Annotated in this window: 22 protein-coding genes; 13 read left to right on the forward strand and 9 right to left on the reverse strand. The window is 58.9% G+C overall.

Going from position 1 to position 22,393, the window contains the following annotated elements; all coding sequences use genetic code 11:
- Window positions 1–117 precede the first annotated feature (117 nt).
- From L384_RS07005 to L384_RS06995, 3 genes are all read left to right on the forward strand, one after another.
- The gene (locus tag L384_RS07005; protein WP_023324479.1) at window positions 118–669 is read left to right on the forward strand and encodes an NAD(P)H nitroreductase; all 552 of its coding nucleotides are present in this window, start codon (window positions 118–120) and stop codon (window positions 667–669) included.
- A 116-nt stretch (window positions 670–785) separates the two neighbouring features.
- Window positions 786–1,829, forward strand: a complete 1,044-nt coding sequence (gene selD, locus L384_RS07000) for a selenide, water dikinase SelD (protein ID WP_023324480.1) — start codon at window positions 786–788, stop codon at window positions 1,827–1,829.
- A gap of 4 nt (window positions 1,830–1,833) precedes the next feature.
- A complete protein-coding gene (locus L384_RS06995) occupies window positions 1,834–3,741 on the forward strand; it encodes a DNA topoisomerase III (protein ID WP_023324481.1) in 1,908 nt (635 codons plus the stop codon).
- Between the two features lie 71 nt (window positions 3,742–3,812).
- Here the strand turns inward: L384_RS06995 and gdhA are convergent, their stop codons facing one another.
- Window positions 3,813–5,156 (reverse strand): NADP-specific glutamate dehydrogenase, encoded by a 1,344-nt coding sequence (gene gdhA / locus L384_RS06990; RefSeq protein WP_023324482.1) that lies wholly within the window; start codon window positions 5,154–5,156, stop codon window positions 3,813–3,815.
- 225 nt (window positions 5,157–5,381) lie between these two features.
- Here gdhA and L384_RS06985 point away from each other — a divergent pair, with 225 nt between their 5' ends.
- The gene (locus tag L384_RS06985; protein WP_003857857.1) at window positions 5,382–5,654 is read left to right on the forward strand and encodes a YnjH family protein; all 273 of its coding nucleotides are present in this window, start codon (window positions 5,382–5,384) and stop codon (window positions 5,652–5,654) included.
- On the opposite strand, the gene L384_RS06980 is transcribed toward L384_RS06985, so the two are convergent.
- Window positions 5,614–6,030: a pyrimidine (deoxy)nucleoside triphosphate diphosphatase gene (locus tag L384_RS06980; RefSeq protein ID WP_023315911.1), complete on the reverse strand. Its 417-nt coding sequence runs from the start codon at window positions 6,028–6,030 to the stop codon at window positions 5,614–5,616. The two genes, L384_RS06985 and L384_RS06980, sit on opposite strands and share 41 nt — an antisense overlap.
- A gap of 75 nt (window positions 6,031–6,105) precedes the next feature.
- On the opposite strand from L384_RS06980, the gene L384_RS06975 reads away from it, so the two are divergent.
- Together L384_RS06975 and L384_RS06970 are read left to right on the forward strand one after the other, a co-directional pair.
- Window positions 6,106–6,678 carry a carboxymuconolactone decarboxylase family protein gene (locus L384_RS06975; protein WP_003857852.1) on the forward strand — a complete coding sequence of 191 codons (573 nt, stop codon included), beginning with the start codon at window positions 6,106–6,108 and terminating at the stop codon, window positions 6,676–6,678.
- Window positions 6,668–7,285, forward strand: a complete 618-nt coding sequence (locus tag L384_RS06970) for a CDP-alcohol phosphatidyltransferase family protein (protein WP_023324483.1) — start codon at window positions 6,668–6,670, stop codon at window positions 7,283–7,285. The genes L384_RS06975 and L384_RS06970 overlap by 11 nt, the downstream gene beginning before the upstream one ends.
- On the opposite strand, the gene L384_RS06965 is transcribed toward L384_RS06970, so the two are convergent.
- From L384_RS06965 to xthA, 6 genes are all read right to left on the reverse strand, one after another.
- On the reverse strand, window positions 7,282–8,589 hold the full coding sequence (locus L384_RS06965) for a sulfurtransferase (RefSeq protein ID WP_023324484.1): 1,308 nt from the start codon (window positions 8,587–8,589) through the stop codon (window positions 7,282–7,284). The genes L384_RS06970 and L384_RS06965 overlap by 4 nt on opposite strands.
- A 73-nt stretch (window positions 8,590–8,662) precedes the next feature.
- Window positions 8,663–9,283 carry an ATP-binding cassette domain-containing protein gene (locus L384_RS06960; protein WP_023324485.1) on the reverse strand — a complete coding sequence of 207 codons (621 nt, stop codon included), beginning with the start codon at window positions 9,281–9,283 and terminating at the stop codon, window positions 8,663–8,665.
- Window positions 9,283–10,812, reverse strand: a complete 1,530-nt coding sequence (locus L384_RS06955) for an ABC transporter permease family protein (RefSeq protein WP_023324486.1) — start codon at window positions 10,810–10,812, stop codon at window positions 9,283–9,285. Before L384_RS06955 ends, L384_RS06960 begins: the two co-directional genes overlap by 1 nt.
- The gene (locus L384_RS06950; protein ID WP_023324487.1) at window positions 10,785–11,954 is read right to left on the reverse strand and encodes an ABC transporter substrate-binding protein; all 1,170 of its coding nucleotides are present in this window, start codon (window positions 11,952–11,954) and stop codon (window positions 10,785–10,787) included. The genes L384_RS06955 and L384_RS06950 overlap by 28 nt, the downstream gene beginning before the upstream one ends.
- Window positions 11,955–11,960: 6 nt before the next feature.
- On the reverse strand, window positions 11,961–12,644 hold the full coding sequence (locus L384_RS06945; protein WP_032628204.1) for a TVP38/TMEM64 family protein: 684 nt from the start codon (window positions 12,642–12,644) through the stop codon (window positions 11,961–11,963).
- Window positions 12,645–12,650: 6 nt separating this feature from the next.
- Entirely contained in the window at window positions 12,651–13,457 is an 807-nt protein-coding gene (gene xthA, locus L384_RS06940) for an exodeoxyribonuclease III (protein WP_022650885.1), read from the reverse strand.
- Between the two features lie 433 nt (window positions 13,458–13,890).
- On the opposite strand from xthA, the gene L384_RS06935 reads away from it, so the two are divergent.
- The 7 genes from L384_RS06935 (at window position 13,891) to ves (ending at window position 21,470) form a co-directional block, all read left to right on the forward strand.
- The gene (locus L384_RS06935) at window positions 13,891–15,111 is read left to right on the forward strand and encodes a succinylornithine/acetylornithine transaminase (RefSeq protein WP_023324489.1); all 1,221 of its coding nucleotides are present in this window, start codon (window positions 13,891–13,893) and stop codon (window positions 15,109–15,111) included.
- Window positions 15,108–16,142 carry an arginine N-succinyltransferase gene (astA, locus tag L384_RS06930; RefSeq protein ID WP_022650887.1) on the forward strand — a complete coding sequence of 345 codons (1,035 nt, stop codon included), beginning with the start codon at window positions 15,108–15,110 and terminating at the stop codon, window positions 16,140–16,142. The genes L384_RS06935 and astA overlap by 4 nt, the downstream gene beginning before the upstream one ends.
- Complete coding sequence (gene astD / locus L384_RS06925) at window positions 16,139–17,626, forward strand: succinylglutamate-semialdehyde dehydrogenase (protein WP_023324490.1); 1,488 nt, start codon at window positions 16,139–16,141, stop codon at window positions 17,624–17,626. Before astA ends, astD begins: the two co-directional genes overlap by 4 nt.
- Window positions 17,613–18,938, forward strand: coding sequence for an N-succinylarginine dihydrolase (astB, locus tag L384_RS06920; RefSeq protein WP_023324491.1), 1,326 nt, complete (start codon window positions 17,613–17,615; stop codon window positions 18,936–18,938). Before astD ends, astB begins: the two co-directional genes overlap by 14 nt.
- 9 nt (window positions 18,939–18,947) lie before the next feature.
- On the forward strand, window positions 18,948–19,913 hold the full coding sequence (gene astE / locus L384_RS06915) for a succinylglutamate desuccinylase (RefSeq protein WP_022650890.1): 966 nt from the start codon (window positions 18,948–18,950) through the stop codon (window positions 19,911–19,913).
- A gap of 337 nt (window positions 19,914–20,250) precedes the next feature.
- Complete coding sequence (gene spy / locus L384_RS06910; protein ID WP_015570753.1) at window positions 20,251–20,745, forward strand: ATP-independent periplasmic protein-refolding chaperone Spy; 495 nt, start codon at window positions 20,251–20,253, stop codon at window positions 20,743–20,745.
- A gap of 167 nt (window positions 20,746–20,912) precedes the next feature.
- Entirely contained in the window at window positions 20,913–21,470 is a 558-nt protein-coding gene (ves, locus tag L384_RS06905; RefSeq protein WP_022650891.1) for an environmental stress-induced protein Ves, read from the forward strand.
- Here the strand turns inward: ves and cho are convergent.
- Window positions 21,448–22,326 (reverse strand): excinuclease Cho, encoded by an 879-nt coding sequence (gene cho / locus L384_RS06900; RefSeq protein ID WP_072139661.1) that lies wholly within the window; start codon window positions 22,324–22,326, stop codon window positions 21,448–21,450. The genes ves and cho overlap by 23 nt on opposite strands.
- Window positions 22,327–22,393 lie beyond the last annotated feature (67 nt).

Raw genomic sequence — 22,393 nt, forward strand, 5'->3', positions numbered from 1 at the left:
TGTTGGGTTATCGTAATGACCCAACCGCCACTTGTCAGCAGGAATCGCCTGCCAGGCTGTAACAAAATCTGCCGTCGTGTTAATTTTGTGAGTAAATTTCATGAAAGGAGTTAACCAATGGACGCACTTGAACTGCTTGTTAACCGTCGTAGCGCTTCCCGCCTGGCCGAACCGGCACCCGTCGGCGAGCAGCTGGAAAACATTCTGCGTGCCGGAATGCGTGCGCCGGACCATGGCACATTGCAGCCGTGGCACTTCTTTATTATTGAAGGCGAAGGGCGCGGCCGCTTCAGCCAGCTGCTGGAGCAGGGGGCTGTTGCCGCAGGCCAGGATGAGAAGGGGATTGATAAAGCCCGCAACGCGCCATTCCGTGCGCCGATGATCATCGCGGTAGTCGCAAAATGCCAGGCCGATCATAAAGTGCCGGTCTGGGAGCAGGAGATGTCTGCCGGTTGCGCGGTAATGGCAATGCAAATGGCCGCCGTCGCGCAGGGCTTCAATGGCATCTGGCGCACCGGACCGCTGACCGAAAGTTCGGTCGTGCGTGATGGCTTTGCCTGTGGCGAGCACGATAAAATTGTCGGCTTCCTCTATCTCGGCACCCCGCAGCTTAAAGCCTCCAGCACCATCAGCGTGCCGGACACCACGCCTTTCGTCAGCCGTTTTTAATTACCCGCGCTAAACTGTCTGGATTCTGAGCATCCGCCGCAGAATTCAGACAGTCATACTTACCTCTTTATGGAATGAGCGCTACCATAGCGCGATTGAGATGACAGGAGACGTCCATGAGCGAGCAAACCATTCGTTTAACGCAATACAGCCACGGAGCCGGTTGCGGTTGTAAAATTTCCCCGAAAGTGCTGGAGACCATCCTGCACAGTGAGCAGGCGAAGTTTGTCGACCCGAACCTGCTTGTCGGTAACGAAACGCGTGACGATGCAGCGGTTTATGACTTAGGTAACGGCACCAGCATTATCAGCACCACTGACTTTTTTATGCCGATTGTCGACAACCCATTCGACTTCGGACGCATTGCGGCCACCAACGCCATCAGCGATATCTTTGCGATGGGCGGTAAACCGATCATGGCGATCGCCATTCTGGGCTGGCCGATTAACACCCTGCCGCCGGAAATTGCCCGCGACGTGATTGAAGGCGGACGCTTTGCCTGCCAGCAGGCGGGTATTGCCCTGGCCGGTGGACACTCTATCGATGCGCCGGAGCCGATCTTCGGCCTGGCCGTCACCGGCGTGGTGCCCACCGAACGCGTGAAGCGCAACAGCACGGCGCAACCGGGCTGCAAACTGTTCCTCACCAAGCCGCTGGGCATTGGCGTACTGACCACTGCCGAGAAGAAATCCCTGCTGAAGCCCGAGCATATCGGTCTGGCAACGGAAGTGATGTGTCAGATGAACCTCGCCGGTGCGGCATTCGCTAATATCGACGGCGTGAAGGCCATGACCGACGTGACCGGATTTGGTCTGCTGGGGCACCTCTCTGAAGTCTGTCAGGGCGCAGGCGTGCAGGCGCAGGTCTGGTATCAGGATGTGCCGAAACTGCCGGGCGTGGAAGAGTACATTGCTCAGGGCGCGGTGCCGGGCGGGACGCAGCGCAACTTCGCCAGCTACGGCCATTTAATGGGCGAAATGCCGGAAGTATGGCGTAACCTGCTGTGCGATCCGCAAACCTCCGGCGGTCTGCTGCTGGCGGTGACGCCGGAAGCTGAAGCTGACGTTCAGGCGACGGCTGCCGAGTTTGGCATCACCCTGACGGCCATTGGCGAGCTGGTGACCGCCCGCGGTGGCCGCCCGATGATTGAGATCCGTTAATTCGATGCGGTTGTTTATTGCCGAAAAGCCGAGTCTGGCGCGAGCCATCGCCGACGTGCTGCCCAAGCCGCATCGCAAAGGTGATGGCTTTATCGAATGCGGTAACGGGCAGGTGGTCACCTGGTGTATCGGTCACCTGCTTGAACAGGCGCAGCCGGATGTCTACGACAGCCGCTACGCCCGCTGGAATCTCAACGATCTGCCAATTGTGCCGGAAAAGTGGCGTCTGCAACCGCGTCCTTCCGTCACCAAACAGCTCAACGTCATTAAGCGCTTCCTGCATGAGGCGACGGAAGTGGTCCACGCGGGTGACCCGGACAGGGAAGGGCAACTGCTGGTCGATGAAGTGCTGGACTACCTGGAGCTGGCGCCGGAAAAGCGTCAGCAGGTGCAGCGCTGCCTGATCAACGACCTCAACCCGCAGGCGGTGGAGCGCGCGATTTCGCGCCTGCGCGCCAACAGCGAATTTATTCCCCTGTGTGTCTCCGCGCTGGCACGTGCCCGCGCGGACTGGCTGTACGGGATCAACATGACCCGCGCCTACACCATCCTGGGACGCAATGCGGGCTATCAGGGCGTACTCTCTGTTGGGCGTGTTCAAACCCCGGTGCTGGGGCTGGTGGTGCGTCGCGACGAAGAGATCGAAAATTTCGTCGCCAAAGACTTCTTCGAAGTCAAAGCGCATATCGTCACGCCGAAAGACGAACGCTTTACCGCCGTCTGGCAGCCGAGCGATGCCTGTGAGTCATATCAGGACGAAGAGGGACGGCTGCTGCATCGTCCGCTGGCGGAGCACGTGGTTAACCGCATTACCGGCCAGCCCGCGATAGTCACCAGCTATAACGACAAACGGGAATCAGAGCCCGCACCACTGCCGTTCTCCCTTTCGGCGTTGCAGATCGAGGCCGCGAAAAAGTTTGGCCTGAGCGCGCAGAACGTGCTCGATATCTGCCAAAAGCTCTATGAAACCCACAAGCTGATCACCTATCCGCGTTCGGACAGCCGCTATCTGCCGGAGGAACACTTCGCCGGACGCCACTCGGTGATGAACGCCATTGGTGTCCATGCGCCGGATCTGTTGCCGCAACCGGCGGTAAACCCGGATACCCATAACCGCTGCTGGGACGATAAAAAAGTCGATGCCCACCACGCGATAATCCCGACGGCGCGCACCAGCAACGTCAACCTGACCGACAACGAAGCAAAAGTCTATAACCTGATCGCGCGTCAGTATCTGATGCAGTTCTGCCCGGACGCGGTTTTCCGCAAGTGCGTTATTGAGCTGGAAATTGCCAAAGGCAAATTTATCGCCAAAGCGCGTTTCCTCGCGGAAGCGGGCTGGCGCACGCTGCTCGGCAACAAAGAGCGTGACGAAGAGAACGACGGTACGCCGCTGCCGGTCGTAGCCAAAGGCGACGAACTGCTGTGCGAGAAGGGGGAGGTGGTTGAACGACAGACCCAGCCGCCGCGCCACTTCACCGATGCGACGCTGCTTTCGGCCATGACCGGGATCGCCCGTTTTGTGCAGGATAAAGATCTGAAGAAGATCCTCCGCGCCACCGACGGTCTGGGTACGGAAGCAACCCGCGCGGGGATCATCGAGCTGCTCTTTAAGCGCGGTTTTCTTGAGAAAAAGGGGCGCTATATCCATTCGACCGAGCCGGGGCGCGCGCTGATTCATTCCCTGCCGGAGCTGGCCGCCAGGCCGGACATGACCGCGCACTGGGAATCGGTGCTGACGCAGATCAGCGAGAAGCAGTGCCGCTATCAGGACTTTATGCAGCCGCTGGTGGGGACGCTTTACCAGCTGATCGATCAGGCGCGCAGCACGCCGGTGAAGCGCTTCAGAGGGATGGTTGCACCAGGCGCGGGTGCGAAGAAACCGTTTAAAAAGAAGAAAAGCGCGGCCTGATACGCCCGGTTTTCACCCTCTCCCTATGGGAGAGGGCCGGGGTGAGGGCACCCGGCCGCACGATATAAACCTTAAATCACACCCTGCCCAATCATCGCATCCGCCACCTTCACGAACCCGGCGATATTCGCCCCGCGCACGTAGTTGGTTTGCGATGCCTCCCCGCCGTACTCCACGCAGGCATGGTGAATATCCAGCATGATGTGGTGCAGGCGCGCATCCACTTTCTCCGCCTTCCAGCCGAGACGCGCGGCGTTTTGCGCCATCTCGAGGCCGGAGGTGGCCACGCCGCCCGCGTTAGCGGCCTTGCCCGGCGCAAACAGCACGCCCGCGTCCAGGAACAGGTCCGTGGCGTCGATGGTGGTTGGCATGTTCGCCCCTTCGGCCACCGCTTTCACGCCATTGCTAATCAGCGTCCGGGCGGCATCCACGTCCAGTTCGTTTTGCGTCGCGCACGGCAGGGCGATATCCACCGGCACGCCCCACGGCTGTTTACCTTCCAGATAGGTCAGGCCAAACTCACGGGCATAATCCGCTACCCGACCGTCACGGCTGGCTTTGATTTCACACAGACGCGCCAGTTTTTCTGCCGTAAAGCCAGCTTCATCCACTACGGTGCCGCTGGAGTCGGAGGCGGTAACCACGCGCGCGCCAAACGCCATCGCTTTCTCGATAGCGTACTGCGCCACGTTGCCGGAGCCGGAGACCGCCACGCGCATCCCCTCGAAGCTCAGCCCGTGACGCTTAAGCATCGCTTCAGTGAAATAGACCAGACCGTAACCCGTCGCTTCCGGGCGAATCAGGCTACCGCCAAACGACAGACCTTTGCCGGTAAAGACGCAGGCGCTGTTGTTGGAGAGCTTTTTCATCATCCCGGCCATAAAGCCCACTTCACGCCCCCCCACGCCGATATCTCCGGCGGGAACGTCGGTGTCGGGCCCAAGGTGGCGATAGAGTTCAGTGACCAGCGCCTGGCAGAAGCGCATCACTTCGCCTTCGCTCTTGCCTTTCGGATCGAAATCACTCCCGCCTTTACCGCCGCCCATCGGCAGGGTAGTGAGCGCATTTTTAAAGGTCTGCTCGAAGCCGAGGAACTTCAGAATCGACAGGTTCACCGAAGGATGGAAGCGCATCCCGCCCTTAAACGGCCCAATGGCGGAGTTAAACTGCACGCGCCATGCGCGGTTGACCTGCACCTGATTGCGATCGTCCACCCACGCCACGCGGAACTGGATGACGCGCTCTGGCTCTACCAGACGTTCAAGCAGCGCCATCTGGCGGTAGCGCGGATTTTCCTCAAGGAAGGGCCACAGGGTGGTCATGACTTCACGAACGGCCTGGGCAAACTCGCTTTGGTGCGGGTCGCGCTGCTGAACATGGGCAAGAAAGCTTTCCAGAGAGCGTGTCTGATCCATAGATATAAGAACCTCTTATAATAATTTATGCGTGTGGCGGAGATGTTTTGTGTCGTTTTTTTGACTATACCACCCGCACCGCTTTGAGAGGCAAGCAGAAATTTATGCTGCAAGGGAAATTAATGACAGGGCGCGCGTCATAACTAAAAGCGATGACGTGATACATTAAAGATCCCGTCCGGATCGACCGTTATAGATATAAACGATGCAAAGGAAACAAAGTCTATGAACCGTTACGCAATGGCCGCGTTATGTTTGATGGTGTCCGCCGGGGCACAGGCTGATCGCATTCGCCCGGATGTCGAGGTTAACGTGCCGCCAGAGGTCTTTAGCGCTGGCGGCCAGCGTGCGCAGCCGTGTAATCAGTGCTGTATCTATCAGGATCAAAACTATTCCGAAGGCGCAGTGGTCAGGGCGGATGGCGTGCTGTTGCAGTGCCAGCGTGATGAACGCACCCTCAGTACAAACCCGCTGGTCTGGCGTCGCGTAAAAGAATAAACGCTTCCAGCAGCGGTATATCCGCCGGGGCTAAATCATACGTGAACGCGTCTTCTGGCGTACACCATACCAGCGCCGAGTGATAATGCGCCTTCAGCTCACCGCTAAATTCAGGCACATGCCAGGCGTGGAGGTGAATCAGCCGCTGCGACACCTCCCGCTGGTGGCTTGCCACATACCGCGCGGGCACGGCCTCAATGCCGAGCTCTTCGCGCAGTTCGCGGATCAGCGCTTCCGGCTGGGTCTCACCGGCTTCAACCTTCCCGCCCGCAAATTCCCACATTCCTGGCTGATCGGCATGTTCGGGACGCTGCGCCAGCAAAATCTTGCCCTCATTTTCGAGGATGGCCGCAACCACATCGAGTGTTTTCAGCATGTTCGTCAATAATTAATAGCGAAAAACGACATATTATCGTGCCCTTCCAAAGAGTCCAGTCATCAGGAGAATCAGGTGAAAGAGATATCCGCCTGGGTTGCGCCCATGGAAACCCTTCCCGTCAGCCTTAGCCCCATCGCCGCCATGCAGAAAAAACACTTCGGCGCGGTGCTGAACCCCACTCGCTGGTGGGGGCGTATGCCGCGTCTTTTCTGGCTGGTGGCGCTGTTTGTCGGCTATCTGGAGCGGCGCAAGGCGCGTTTGACCCCGGTTCTGCGATCGCTACTAATGACGCGGGTCTCGCAGATCTGCCACTGCGCATTTTGTATTGATGCCAACAGCCTGCGTCTGGCCGAGCGGAGCGGGGCGCTGGATAAAGTGCAGGCCGTCAGCGACTGGCAAAATTCCACCCTGTTCAGCGAAGAGGAGCGCGCGGCGCTGGCCTATGCGGAAGCGGTCACCGCCACGCCGCCTGAGGTGGATGAAAATATCAAAAGCCTGCTGAAGCGCCACTTTACGGAAGAGACCATCACCGAAATGACGGCTCTGATTGCCTTTCAGAATCTTTCCGCCCGCTTTAACGCCGCGCTGGATATCCCGACTCAGGGGCTGTGCGCCACGTTTAAAGGTAAACCACATGCTGGATAAACATCTGCACCCCCGGCTGAAACCCGGGTTAAATCAGCTGGCCGCCGCGCTGGATAAACCGTTTATCACGCCTGATGGCTTAACGCTCGCCGGGTTTGCGATTGGCGTGCTGGCGTTACCTTTTCTGGCGCTGGGCTGGTATCCGGCGGCGCTGATCGCCATTGTGCTGAACCGGCTGCTGGATGGTCTGGACGGCGCGCTGGCGCGTCGCCGTGGCCTGACGGAAGCGGGAGGATTTCTTGATATCGCCCTCGACTTCCTGTTTTACGCCCTGGTGCCGTTTGGTTTTGCGCTGGCCGCTCCGGCTGATAATGCGATCGCCGCCGCCTGGCTGCTGTTCGCGTTTATGGGGACGGGCAGCAGTTTTCTGGCCTTTGCCGCGCTGGCGGGGAAGCATGATATCGACAACCCCGGCTATGCGCACAAGTCGCTTTATTACATTGGAGGATTAACGGAAGGAACAGAGACCATCGCGCTGTTTGTGCTGTGCAGCCTGTTTCCGGCGCATTTCGCGCTCTTTGCATGGGGGTTTGGCGCGTTGTGCTGGCTGACCACCACAACGCGCATCTGGAGCGGTTATATCACGCTGAAGTCACTTCCCCGCTAGCGTGCGCTCTCCGGTCCGCGCTCCCCGGTGGAGACCGGGTTCTGCGGATGGCTGCTCCATTCGTACCACCCGCCGTCGTAGACGGCAACGTTCTGCCAGCCCATGGCGCGGGCGTACATAAAGGCTTCAGACGCGCGCCAGCCGGTACCACAGTAAAACGCAACGTGCTGCTCCGGCAGGATATTCCACGTTTTCCACATGGCGGCAATATCATCGGCGCTGCGCATGGTGCCATCCGGATTGTGGAAATCTTCCATGTGGGTCGCGTCGCTGCCCGCATGGCCCCAACGCGCACCGGCAATTTCACCTTTTGGCTTGATATAGCTGTAGCCGCTGGTTTCACCGATAAACTCTGGCCAGGAACGAATGCTCACCAGCGACGCGTCCTGACGGTGCAGCATTCCCCGGGCCTGCTCCATATCCACCATCAGCTGCGGCTGGCCCGGGATCGGCGCGCCAAAATCAGGGGCTGGCTTCACGTTTGCAGGCGTTCCGCGCTCAACGGGCAGGCTGGCGTCGGACCACGCCTTCCAGCCGCCATCCAGAATCCGTACATCCCTCACGCCCGCGTAGAGCATGATCTGCGCCACGCGCGCGGCGGCATACACGTCGCGACCGTACAGAATGACGGTGGTATCGTGACGGATCCCGTGCTTCGCCAGCATCGCTTTCAGCTTTTCGTCAGAGACCTTATTCCACAGCGGTTCGCTTTCCACTTCATTGGTGTCGATATAGCCCGCGTCGGGAATGTGGCTCAGGAGATAAAGCTTCGGCGTACCCCAGCCAGCCTCGATCACCTTCCACTCTCCGGCTGGTGCGGCGGTAACGGGTTTGCCCTGCTGCAACTGGCGGATCCACTGCGGATAAACCAGCTGTTCGAAATGCGCCAGACGTTGCAGACGGTCGGATTGTTGCAGGGCATCGCTCAGGGTGGAGACGTGGGTAAAGCCCGCTTTCTCCAGCCGTGTTTTGACGGTCTGGTTGTCATTATCGTTGCCATAGAGCGCAACCGGCATGTCTGGCGTAAGCCGATGCTGTTTTGCCCAGCCGCTGAGCTGTTCATCGCTCATTGCCCCAAGCCAGCTGGCAGAGAGATTAAGTGCGGCGGGCTCGTGCCCGGACGTTCCGCTCAGGGTCTGCGGCCAGCCGTTATAGAACGCACTGATGCGCGTATCAATTACCGCGCCATTTTGCGTCTGAAGCTGAGCCAGCGTGAGGGAGTGGGGCATATCAGCCGCCGTGGAGGAGAGTGAGGCGAGGCCGCAGATCAGGGCCAGCGCGGTCAGTTGAGAAACACGTTTCATCGAAAAACCTGACGTCATTAAAAGAGGGGGGCATTGTCGTCTCTCCTGAAGCCAAAAACATTGCGTTAGCACATTATTGCCAGCGAGAAATCTCAATCACCTCGCCGCCGGGCGGAATATCGTCCTCATCATGCGTGACCAGCACCACCGGGATCCTGCGCTGGCGAGTGACCTCGAATACCCACGCCCGGAATGAGGCGCGCAGCGTTTTATCCAGTCGACTGAACGGCTCGTCGAGCAGCAATGCCTGCGGCTGGGCGAGAAGGGCGCGCAACAGGCTGACCCTGGCGCGCTCGCCGCCGGAAAGGGTCGCCGGATCGCTGGTGTAGTGGTTTGCCAGCCCGGCAGTCTCCAGGGCCTGCTCGACCGCGTTGCGGCGGGCGCGCCCGACGATGTGCGCCGGCAGCGCCAGCATCAGGTTTTGCCCCACGCTGAAGGCGTCAAACAACAGGGCATCCTGAAACAGAATGCCGGTCCCGCGCGTTTCCACGGGGAGCATATCGCAGCGGCGATCGTTCAGCCATAGCTCGCCGTGCGCCTTAAAATCAGCGGATAACGCCCCCACCATCCAGGCGAAAAGGGTCGATTTCCCGCTCCCGGAGGGCCCCATCAGCGTGACAATCTCCCCCGCCGGGACGCGGAAGTTGACCTCACGGAAGAGCGGCGCAATGGTGAGATTTTTCACGGTCAGCATTAACGTAATCCTTGTCTGTGACGGCCCACGAGCCGGGAGAGCAGCGCGGCAAGTGCAAATACGCTGCTGGTCAACAACAACAGACCCAGCGCCCGGCTGGCGAGGATCGGAATGCTGCCGCCGCTGCTGAGGGCGACCGCCTCCGTCGTCAGGGTGGTGAAACGTCCCGCCCCCAGCCAGAGGGTAGGCATGTACTGGGCCATGCTCACGGAAAAGCCGGTGGCAAAGGCCAGCAGGGCCGGACGAACCATCAATGGGCATTTCACTAGCCAGAAAATTTTCGCCCGCCGCCAGCCCAGCGTTCTGGCAGTGAGGATAAGCCGGGGATCGAGCCGGCGCCAGGCCGGTTGTAGCACCAGGAGCATCCACGGGAGAACCCATAGCATATGGCTCCAGAGCACCGCAGCGTACTGGCCGTCGATGCCCAGCCACAGCGCCACGGCGTATTGCCCGGACACGAGGGGCAGCGCCGGGAGGGCAAGCGGCAGCCAGATCCACACCGCGCCGCGCTGGGATCCCCACTCAAGCCAGAGCATGAGGATGGCCAGCGCTGTCAGGCTGGACAGCAGCCCCAGTGAAAGGCTGTCGCTGACGGGGCCGATGTCGTCCCGGCGTGCCAGCATCAGCAGAACCAGCGCACAGAGCACGCCGCACAGCGGCAGTAACCCGCCCAGCACCCGTGCGGGCAGCGCACTATGCGAAGCGCGACGTACCCCGGAGGGGTCAGGCTGGGCGCGCCGCCATGCCGTCCAGAAGCCGTATCCCACCGCGGCAAGCGCCGCCAGCAGCAGGAGCAACACCAGACACAGCAGCGTTCCCTTGGTTTGCTGCTGCGCATCGCCCTGGGTGAGCCACTGCCAGGCCAGCACCGCCAGCGTCGGCGGGTTGCCCGGCCCGAGCACAATCGCCACATCCACCACGGAAAGCGACCAGGCGAGCACCGCCAGCATCACGGCGCCCAGCGCGGGGGCGATTGCCGGGAGGACGAGCAAGTTGAGCGCCTGCATTCGTCCGTAGCCGAAGGTATGCAGGACAATTTTCTGCTGTGCGAGGCGCTTTTCAGGCAGCGCGGCGTAGATTGCCCACAGAACGAACGCGCTCTCTTTGACCGCAAGCGTCAGGCCAAGCCCGATACCGTAGCGGTCAAGCTGCGGCGAACAGACTGTACAGATCCGGTAAAACTGCCCCCCTTCCGCAAACAGCAGCAGCGCGCTGGTGGCGAAGGCGACGTGCGGCACGGCTAACAGCCACGGCAAACGGGTGCTCAGGCGCTGCCAGCCTTCACCCGGCCAGAGAAGCGCAAGCAGGGTCAGGGCGATAAACAGTGAGCCCAGCGTCGCGATAAGCGTGGAAACCAGCGTGGCGGCCAGCGCCTGCGGCAGCTGCGGATCGGCAAACAGCGTCGCCCAGTTGCCGGGAGAAAACGCCGGGGCCAGCAGCATGCCGCTGGCGGGAAGCAGGGGCAGATAGATGACCGCCATTGCCGCCCAGACCAGCCCGCTTAGCGGGTTCCGTAGCGGCGAAGCCATTCCTGCTCCAGGGCGTTAACCCAGGCGGCGTGCGGTTCGGGAAGTACATCAGGCGTGCCTGAGGGGGTAAAGGCGCGAAGCTGTTTTGCCGCTTTTGCAGGCAGTTTTTCGCCATCCAGCACGCTCGGGTCACCCCAGACGTCAGGATTAGCTTTGCGGATCTGCGCCTGTGGTGACAGCAGGAAATTCGCCACCACTTTCGCACCTGCGCTCGCGCTGGCGTTTGCCGGGATGGCGACAAAATGGACGTTGTCGATCATGCCTTTGAGAAAGCCGAAACTGTAGCTGTCGGCAGGCAGTTCACCGCTCGCCACCTTTTGCATCGCATGGGCGGGGTTAAAGGTGAGCGACAGGTTCAGACTGCCGCTGGCCAGCAGCGTATCCATGCGCGCAGGCGACGGAGGAAAATCGTTCCCTTCGCGCCACAGCAGGGGGTGCAGCGTATCAAGGTAATCCCACAGCGGCGCGGTGACCTGCGCAAAGGTACTGTCTGGCGCGTTTTTTAACGCCTCCGGATGGGCGGTCAGCGCCAGCAGTAGCTGCTCAAGAAACGCCGTGCCGGTAAAATCCGGCGGTCGCGGATAGCTCACCTTGCCAGGGTGCTGTCGGGCGTATACCAGCAGCGCGTGGGGATCTGCCGGTGGTGTCGGCGTACTCGCTTTACGGGCGATAAAGGTTAATTGCGCGCCGCCCCACGGGGATTCTGCCCCATCGGTCGGGATGGCAAAATCTTCCGTTACCGGTTTACGGGTATCGACGTAGCGCCAGTTGGGCAGGGTTTGCGCCCAGCCGGTGAGCAGCAGGTTTGCCGCTTTCAGGTTGCGGAAGTTTTCCCCGTTTACCCAGAGCAGATCCACCGACCCGTTACTGCTACGTCCTGCGGCATGTTCCGTCTGGATCCGCTTCACCGCGTCGGCGGCATCGGCCAGATGAACGATCTTCAGGTTGATGGCGTAGTGCGTTTTCATCTCGCCGCTTACCCAGTCGAGGTAGCGGTTAACGGCCTCGTCACCGCCCCAGGCGTTAAACCAGACGGTCTGCCCGGTGGCCTGTTGCTGAATGGATTGCCAGCTCTCTGCGGCGAAGGCAGAGGTTGCCAGCAGCAGACTCGTCAGAAACGCGCAAAAACGCACCCGGCGCATAATGCCTCACTTTTTAATCGAAGGGATGTAACGGGAAAACAGCCAGCGAGTGACCAGCGGTAATAACCCTAATAGTGTAAAGGCGAACAGCAGTCCCGGCGACAGAATATCGCGCAGCGAGGTGAGTTTCCCCAGCTCGCGTCCGGCGTTCAGATAAATGACGGTGGCAGGTAGCATTGCAAGCTGGCTGACCCACCAGTAGTGACACACCCTGAGACGGGTTAGCCCCATCAGCAAATTGACCAGAAAGAACGGGAACAACGGCATCAGGCGCAGGGCAAAAAGGTAGCGCGCGCCGTCGCGATCCATTCCCGCATCTATCGTGCTCATCTGTGCGGCAAAGCGCCGTTGCACCCAGTCTCGAAGCAGATAACGGCTGACGAGCATGGCAAGCGTGGCGCCGAGCGTCGAGGCAAATGACACCAACAGCGTCGCCTCCCACAGGCTGAAAAGCGCCCCGCCGAGCAGCGTCAGAAGCGCGGCTCCGGGGATCGATAGCGCGGAGAGCAGAACGTAAACCGCAAAATAGAACAGCGCGCTCTGAAGGGGCGCTTGCTCCACACGAGCGAGCAACGTTTGCTGGTGTATTTTTAGCGTGTCGAGGGAGAGCATGCCCGGTGGAAGCAAAACAACAATTAAAACAAATGCGCCCAGAAGGGCGCACAGGAGACTGATTTTTTTAATATTCACTGAAGTTTACAGCTTGAACGTTGCCCATACCGGCGCATGGTCGGACGGCTTTTCCATGCTGCGGATGTCATAGTCGATACCGGTTTCGATGCAGCGTTCGGCCAGGGGGGCGCTCGCCAGCAGCAGATCAATACGCAGGCCCCGGTTGTCATCGAAGCCTTTAGAGCGGTAGTCAAACCACGAGAAACGGTCCTGCGTTTCCGGGTTAGCCGTGCGGAAAGTATCCACCAGCCCCCAACCCAGCAGGCGCTCCATCCACTCGCGCTCCTCCGGCAGGAAAGAGCATTTGCCGGTGCGCAGCCAGCGCTTACGGTTCTCTTCGCCAATACCGATATCCAGATCCGTCGGGCTGATATTCATGTCGCCCATGATAAGCACCGGGTTTTCTTTTTTGAGTTCGGTTGTCAGGTAGTTTTGCAGATCCTGATAAAACTTCGCTTTGGCCGGGAATTTGGTTTCATGATCGCGGCTTTCACCCTGCGGGAAATAGCCGTTGATGACGGTCACATTGCCGAGTGCGGAAGGAATTTCCGCCATGATGATGCGGCGCTGCGCCTCTTCACCGTCACCCGGGAAGCCACGGCGCACCGACACCGGCGTATCTTTGGTCAGCAGCGCAACGCCGTAGTGGCCTTTCTGACCGTGGTAAAAAACGTTATAGCCCAGCTTCGCTACCTCTTCAAGCGGGAACATATCGTCGTGAACTTTTGTCTCCTGCAAGCCGATCACATCTGGCTGATGTTGCTCAACAATCGCTTCAAGCTGGTGAGGGCGGGCACGCAGGCCGTTGATATTAAAAGAGACAAATTTCATAGTCGCTGCCAATGCAAGGTGAATAGTGCAAGGATGGTAGCAGAATTTACGTCGTCTGTTATCCGCTTCGCCCAATTACTGCGACAGATAATGCCAACGGTGCAATATTTGCACCATTTCGGCGCGTTTTGCCCTCGAACAGGGCGTAAACGACCGATAAATTTCGCGAGCGATCACAATTCCAGAATTATATTTGGCCTCTGCATACTCTTTCTTGTTTTCATGCGGCAAAGCGCCGCTTGTCGTAAAAATATTCACTATTTATGCATTATAAGTGAATATCTCCATATTGTAACTCATTGATATTCTGTTACCCAAACCCATTTATGCATTTTTATCGCTGGCTGGCACGAACGCTGCAATCTACATTCACAGTGCAAACACTCAATTATTTAACATTTAAACAACCTTTTATTTACCGGATGAGGTCGCTATGTCTCTGTCAGTTACGCGTGAAAATTTCGATGAATGGATGATGCCGGTATACGCTCCGGCGGCTTTTATTCCGGTACGTGGGGAAGGCTCTCGCCTGTGGGATCAGCAGGGCAAAGAGTATATCGACTTTGCAGGTGGGATTGCGGTGAATGCGCTGGGGCATGCAAACCCGGCGTTGCGGCAGGCGCTGAATGACCAGGCGGCGAAATTCTGGCATACCGGCAACGGTTATACCAACGAACCGGCATTGCGTCTGGCGAAGAAGCTGATCGACGCCACCTTCGCAGAAAAAGTCTTTTTCTGTAACTCCGGCGCGGAAGCGAACGAAGCGGCGCTGAAGCTGGCGCGCAAATATGCGCACGATAAATTCGGCGCGCATAAGAGCGGCATCGTAGCCTTTAAAAATGCTTTCCATGGCCGCACGCTGTTTACCGTCAGTGCGGGCGGTCAGCCCTCATATTCTCAGGATTTTGCGCCGCTGCCGCCGGATATCCGTCATGCGGCGTATAACGATTTACACTCTGCCAGCGAGCTGATTGACGACACCACCTGTGCGGTGATTGTCGAGCCCATGCAGGGGGAAGGCGGCGTCATGCCCGCCCAGAAAGCGTTCCTGCAAGGGCTGCGCGAGCTGTGCGATCGGCATAACGCGGTCCTGATTTTTGACGAAGTCCAGACCGGCGTGGGCCGCACGGGTGAGCTGTATGCCTACATGCACTATGGCGTGACCCCGGATGTGCTCTCAACAGCCAAAGCGCTCGGCGGCGGTTTCCCGGTGGGGGCGATGCTGACCACCGATAAATTCGCCAGCGTGATGACCGTGGGCACTCATGGCACCACATACGGCGGCAACCCGCTGGCAACCGCTGTCGCCGGACAGGTGCTGGATATCATCAACACCCCTGAGGTGCTGAACGGCGTGAAGCAGCGTCACCAGTGGTTTGTTGAGCGACTCACGGCCATTAACAGCAAAACTGGCCTGTTCAAAGAGATCCGCGGTCTGGGGCTGTTAATAGGCTGTGAGCTTGCCCCTGAGTTTGCCGGCAAAGCGAAGCTGATTTCACAGGAAGCGGCAAAGCAGGGCGTAATGGTGCTGATTGCCGGTGCTAACGTGGTGCGCTTTGCCCCTGCGCTGATCGTCAGCGAGGAAGAGGTCAGAACTGGCTTAGATCGTTTTGCGCTGGCCTGCGAACAGGTGAAGTCCGGGGTGTCATCATGATGGTCATCCGTCCCGTTGCGCACGGCGATCTCGCCGGGCTTATGCAGCTTGCCGGTAAGACAGGGGGCGGGCTGACCTCGCTGCCTGCCGATGAAAAAACGCTGTCGGCGCGCATTGAGCGCGCCCTGCAAACCTGGCAGGGGACGTTGCCAAAAAGCGAACAGGGCTATGTGTTCGTGCTGGAAGACACCGACACGGGGACCGTGGCCGGGATTTGCGCTATCGAGGTGGCCGTCGGGCTTAATGATCCGTGGTACAACTACCGCGTCGGCACGATGGTCCACGCCTCGAAAGAGCTGAACGTTTACAACGCGCTGCCGACGCTCTTTCTCTGTAATGACCATACCGGCGCCAGCGAACTCTGCACACTGTTTCTCGATCCGGACTGGCGCAAAGAGGGCAACGGTTATCTGCTCTCCAAATCGCGCTTTATGTTTATGGCCGCCTTTCGCGACCGCTTCAACGAAAAAGTGGTCGCGGAGATGCGCGGCGTGATTGATGAGACGGGCTACTCGCCGTTCTGGGAGAGTCTGGGCGAACGCTTCTTCTCCATGGAATTTAGCCGGGCGGATTACCTGTGCGGCACCGGTCAGAAGGCGTTTATCGCCGAGTTGATGCCGAAGCATCCTATTTATACCCATTTCCTAACGCCAGAAGCGCAGGCGGTGATCGGCGAAGTTCACCCGCAAACCGCCCCGGCCCGCGCGGTGCTGGAGAAAGAGGGATTTCGCTACCGTAACTACGTCGACATCTTCGACGGCGGCCCGACGCTGGAATGCGACATTGACCGCGTTCGCGCCATCCGTAAAAGCCGCCTGGTTGAGGTTTCAGAAGGCCAGCCCGCGCCGGGCGAGTGGCCAGCCTGCCTGGTTTCGAACGAGAATTACACCAACTTCCGCGCCATGCTGGTGCGAACCAACCCATCATGCGAGCGTCTGGTACTGACGGCTGCGCAACTGGATGCCCTGAAATGTAACGCTGGCGACACGGTTCGCCTGGTGCGGCTCTGCCCTGAGGAGAAAACAGCATGACTCTATGGATTAACGGTGACTGGGTTACGGGCGAAGGTGACGCGCGGACAAAAACTAACCCGGTCGGCCAGGAGGTGCTCTGGTCTGGGAACGACGCAAGCGCCGGGCAGGTTGAGCAGGCCTGTCAGGCTGCACGCCGCGCGTTTCCGGCGTGGGCGAAACGGCCATTCTCCGAGCGCCAGGCGCTGGTTGAGAAATTTGCTGCGCTGCTGGAGGCCAATAAAGCCGAGCTGACCCGCATCATTGCCTGCGAAACCAGTAAGCCGCGCTGGGAGGCAACAACCGAAGTCACGGCGATGATCAACAAAATTGCGATATCGGTGAAGGCGTACCATACCCGCACCGGCGAGCAGCATACCGAGATGCCAGACGGCGCGGCCACGCTGCGCCACCGTCCGCACGGGGTACTGGCGGTGTTTGGCCCGTATAACTTCCCCGGGCATCTGCCGAACGGGCACATTGTGCCTGCGCTGCTGGCGGGGAATACCGTCATCTTCAAGCCGAGTGAGTTAACCCCCTTAACCGGAGAAGCAGTGGTAAAACTCTGGGAGCAGGCGGGGCTGCCGCCGGGGGTGCTGAATCTGGTGCAGGGCGGGCGTGAAACCGGTCAGGCGCTGAGTGCGCTGAGTGACATTGACGGTCTGCTGTTTACCGGCAGTGCCGGAACGGGCTATCAGCTGCATCGTCAGCTGGCGGGGCAACCGGAAAAAATTCTGGCGCTGGAGATGGGCGGCAACAACCCACTGATTGTGGAAGATCCGGAGGATATCGATGCCGCGGTCCACTTGACCATTCAGTCGGCGTTCATTACCGCCGGACAGCGCTGCACATGCGCCCGCCGCCTGCTGGTTAAGCGCGGCGCGCAGGGGGATGCGTTCCTGAAGCGTCTGGTGGAGGTGAGCGCGCGTCTGGTTCCCGCGAAATGGGATGCCGACCCGCAGCCGTTTATCGGCGGGCTGATCTCCGGGCAGGCGGCGCTGAACGTACTGAAAGCGTGGCAGGAGCACGTGGCGCGCGGGGCGAAAACCCTGCTGGAGCCGAAGCTGGTTCAGCCCGGCACGTCGCTGCTGACGCCGGGGATTATTGACATGAGTGCGACAAGCAACGTGCCGGATGAAGAGGTCTTTGGCCCGCTGCTGTGCGTCTGGCGCTATGACGATTTTGAGTCGGCGATCGAGATGGCCAACAATACCCGCTACGGCCTGTCGAGCGGCCTGATATCGCCGCATCGCGAGAAATTCGACCAGCTGCTGCTGGAAGCGCGCGCCGGGATCGTGAACTGGAACAAACCGCTGACCGGTGCGGCGAGCACTGCGCCGTTTGGTGGCGTAGGGGCGTCGGGCAACCATCGCGCCAGCGCCTGGTATGCCGCCGATTACTGCGCGTGGCCGATGGCAAGCCTCGAAACCCCGGCGCTGACGCTGCCGGAGACGTTGAATCCGGGGCTGGATTTTACAGAGGGTGACGCCCATGAAAGCGCGTGAGGTTAACTTTGACGGCCTCGTGGGGCTGACGCACCACTATGCCGGGCTGTCGTTCGGTAATGAAGCCTCGACGAAGCACCGTTTCCAGGTCTCGAACCCGAAGCTGGCGGCGAAGCAGGGGCTATTGAAAATGAAGGCGCTGTCCGATGCCGGTTTCCCGCAGGCGGTGATCCCACCGCAGGAGCGCCCAAACGTGGCCGTGCTGCGCCAGCTGGGGTTCAGCGGTACGGATGAACAGGTGGTGGAAAAAGCAGGCACGCAGACGCCACACCTGCTTTCCGCAGCCAGTTCAGCCTCCTCGATGTGGGTGGCGAATGCCGCCACCGTTGCGCCGTCGGCGGATACGCTGGACGGCAAAGTGCATCTGACCGTTGCTAACCTGAACAACAAATTCCACCGCGCCAGCGAAGCGGAGACCACCGGGCGCGTGCTGCGCGCCATTTTTAATCATGATGCGCATTTCGAGGTACATTCGGCGCTGCCGCAGGTCGCGATGTTTGGCGATGAAGGGGCGGCAAACCACAACCGTCTGGGCGGCGACTATGGCGAGCCGGGTTTGCAGCTGTTTATCTATGGACGGGAAGAGGGCGGCCACGCCGCGCCGGTTCGTTATCCGGCGAGACAAACCTTAGCCGCAAGCCAGGCGGTTGCGCGGCTGAACCAGGTTAATCCTTCTCAGGTGATTTTTGCCCAGCAAAATCCGCAGGTGATCGACCAGGGCGTGTTTCATAACGACGTCATTGCCGTTTCCAACCGTCAGGTACTGTTCTGCCACGAGCAGGCGTTTGCCCATCAGAAAAAGTTGCTGGCCACGCTGCGCGAACGCGTGCCGGGATTTATGCCGATTCAGGTGCCCACGCAGGCGGTAAGCGTGCAGGACGCGGTCGAAACGTATCTGTTCAACAGCCAGCTGCTGAGCCGGGATGACGGCAGCATGATGCTGGTGCTGCCGCAGGAGTCCCGAAACCATCAGGGCGTCTGGCGCTATCTCAGCGAACTGGTGCAGGCGGATAACCCGATTGATGAACTGCGCGTGTTTGATCTTCGGGAAAGTATGGCCAACGGCGGGGGACCGGCGTGCCTGCGACTACGCGTGGTGTTAACGCCGGAGGAATTGCAGGCCGTGAATCCGGCGGTGATGATGAACGACACGCTGTTCAATACTCTCAATGACTGGGTGGACCGCTATTATCGTGACCGTCTGGTTCAGGCCGATCTGGTTGATCCGCAGCTGCTGCGCGAAGGCCGCGAAGCGCTGGATGCATTATCAACCATCCTGCAACTGGGATCGGTTTATCCGTTCCAGCGCTAAGGAGACGACATGGAAAACTTACTGGCGCTGACGCTGGCCGAAGAGACACCGGAGCGGCAAGAGGGGGCAGGCCCTTCGTTCCACTGGCGATGGCTGGGGCCGGGCGTGCTTGAACTCACGCCGACGGGGAAATATAACCTGTCGCTGCTGCTTTCTACCGGCATTCACGGAAACGAAACCGCGCCCGTGGAGATTGTCGAACTATTGCTGCGCGCGCTGTATCGCGCAGAGATCACGCTGCACTGCCGTCTGCTGGTGGTACTGGGAAATCCGCCTGCGCTGGCGCAAAATAAACGGTATCTCGTGAGCGACATCAACCGCATGTTTGGTGGTCGCTGGGCGCAGTTTCCACAGAGTGATGAGACGACTCGCGCGCAATGGCTGGAGAAGGTGGTCACGGCGTTTTTTGCCGGGGCGGGGGAAACGCGCTGGCACCTTGATCTGCATACGGCCATTCGCGCCTCGTACCATGTGCGTTTTGGCGTGTTACCGCAGCGTCATCAGCCGTGGGATGAGGCGTTTCTGACCTGGCTTGGCGATGCGGGGCTGGAGGCACTGGTTTTCCACCAGACGCCAGGCGGCACTTTTACCCACTTCACCTGCGAAAATGTTGGCGCGTTATCCTGCACCCTGGAGCTCGGAAAAGCGCTGCCGTTCGGGCAAAACGACCTGACGCGTTTTACCCCTACGCATCAGGCGCTCCGGGCGTTGCTCGCCGGGGTTGCGCCGGAACCCACCCGGGAACCCGTCGTGCGCTATCGGGTCGTGCAGCAGATCACGCGTCAAAGCGAGGCTTTCCAGCTTCATATGGCACCCCATACGCTGAACTTTACGCCGTTTCGCCAGGGCGTCCTGCTGGCGGAAGATGGTGAGACGCGCTATGCGGTACAGAAATCCACGGAATATGTTTTATTTCCTAATCCGTCGGTCGCGTTTGGTTTGCGAGCAGGTCTGATGCTGGAAAAAATGCCCTGAACGTCTCCCCTCGCGCAGACCGGAGGGGAAATGAAGAATAAATTTCTTAGCATTAAAAGCGCTCTGGTATTGTTTGCGGAATATTCCTGGAGAATTGCTTTATTATTAAACGGCACTTCGCTATACTTCTCCATAATCTCTTTAAAATCATCCTGTTGAATATTTTTGTTTCATCTCTCCACGCTTTTTCCTTAATTTCTCCATAATTGGCGAAAAGTTGTTTTTTACACTTTCATTGTTTTACCGTTGCTCTGACTAATTGACGATAAACGCCGTAAAGTTAATCTCGTCAACACGGCATAGCGCCGAAGAATAACTGAAAGTAAGGAAAGACATTATGCGTAAATTAACTGCACTGTTTGTTGCCTCTACCCTGGCTCTGGGCGCTACCAGCATGGCGTTCGCCGCCGATACCGCGACCACTACCGCCGCGCCGACGGAAGGCAAAATGATGATGCATCATAAAGGCAAGCCGGGTATGCACCATGAGATGATGATGTTTAAAGATCTGAACCTCACCGATGCGCAGAAGCAGCAGATCCGCGACATCATGAAAAGCCAGCGTGACCAGATGAAACGTCCTCCGCTGGAAGAGCGCCGCGCAATGCATGACATCATTGCCAGCGACAGCTTCGATAAAGCAAAAGCGGAAGCGCAGATCGACAAAATGGCCGAGCAGCATAAAGCACGCATGCTGGCCCACATGGAAACCCAGAACAAGATTTACAACATTCTGACGCCGGAACAGAAAAAGCAATTTAATGCCAATTTTGAGAAGCGTCTGACAGAACGTGCAGCGCCGGAAGGTAAAATGCCTGCACCAACCGAATAATCGGTTCACTCTCTTAAGACCGCCGGGCTCCTGTCTACAAAAGCGAAAACGCTGTGGACAGGACCGGCGGTTTTTCTTTTATCCCATGCCTAAGGTCTGGCCTGACTGCTGCCGATAATACGTCTGTGAAAATGCCCTGGCGCACGGTGCGTCCTTCAGGAGTGGTCATGGAATTCTTTGATATCCGTAAAATGCCGGTCAGTCTCTGGCGTAATGGTGCGGGTGAGACGCGTGAGATTTGCTGTTTTCCTCCCGCGACGCGGGATTTTTTCTGGCGGGCCAGTATTGCCTCCATCGCCAGTAACGGCGAATTCTCCGCGTTCCCGGGCGTTGACCGGGTGATTACGCTGCTGGAAGGCGGCGAGGTGACCCTGGATGCAGGCAGGGCGTTTTGTCATACCCTGAAGCATCACCAGCCTTACCGATTTGCGGGCGATCTGGCGGTGAAAGCCGTGCTCACAGAGGGGCAGATGTCGATGGACTTCAACATCATGACCCGACGGGATTGCTGCCAGGCAAAGGTGCGCGTTGCTACCCGAACGTTCACTACCTTCGCGTCACGCGGTGGGGTGGTCTTTGTCTTAAGTGGCGCCTGGCAACTGGGCGACAAATTACTGACCGCCGATCAGGGTGCCAGCTGGGAAGCGGGCAGTCATACCCTACGTTTACTGGAAACGAAGGGGTCGCTGCTGTTCAGTGAAATTACCTGGCTGCCGGGTCACTGAGGACGATGATCTCATATTTTCCGGTTAATAATGGCTTACAGAGAATTTTGTAACCATCCTGATCGAACCCGGCAGGGGTGCGCAGCAGGGCGGTAGCGTCATCCAGGCTTTCAACGGCGCCAAGCCAGAGCCAGTTGCGGATGATGTGATAATGCGTCATCGCATCGCGGGTTTCTTTCAGCGCCACCGCGCCTTCCCACGGCCAGCAGTTAACGCTGATAGAGGCCAGGCCCGCCATAAACCGGGCATGATGTTCTTCAACGCTCTCTTTTCCACAACACGCCCCGGCGCAGCGTTTCAGCGCGGAGCGGAAACAGGCGCGACCGCGGGTGGTGGCTTCCAGTCCTAACAGGCCGTAACAAAGCTGTAATTCATCAGCCAGGGATTGCAGGGTTTGCAGTGCGGCACGTTTGTTGGCAAACAGACCGTAAAGATTGGGTTCATGCGAAAAATCCACTTCCCGGGCATAAACAACCTGCGGTTTTCCTGCGTTAACCTGCAAGGAACACAGCTGGCGGTTGCGGCGCAGGCGTTTGTTAAACAGCGGCTGCTGTTCCTTGATGAGCCGGGCTTCGAGCAGAAGCGCGCCCAGTTCGCCTGCCGTCTCGATCCAGGTGATCCGCCGGGACTGCCTGAGCATCGATGCTTCATCCGGCGTACGCAGGTGCGACATCACCCGGCTGCGGATATTCACGCTTTTGCCGATATAGAGCGGCATGGTATCGCTGTCGCCGTGGAAGAAATAGACGCCAGGCTGTTTAGGCAGAGCCTCAAGCCAGGGGCGAAGATGCTCGGGATATTCGTAGATAGCCGCCGCTTCAAACTCAAGACGCGGGGCGGATTGACGCCTGCTCACATACTGCTCCATATACTGTTCAGGCATACAGTGTAGCAGGTGTTCGGTGGTTAAAAAAGAGCCGGGT

Source organism: Enterobacter sp. MGH 38 (assembly GCF_000492855.1).
Lineage (GTDB): Bacteria > Pseudomonadota > Gammaproteobacteria > Enterobacterales > Enterobacteriaceae > Enterobacter > Enterobacter hormaechei_C.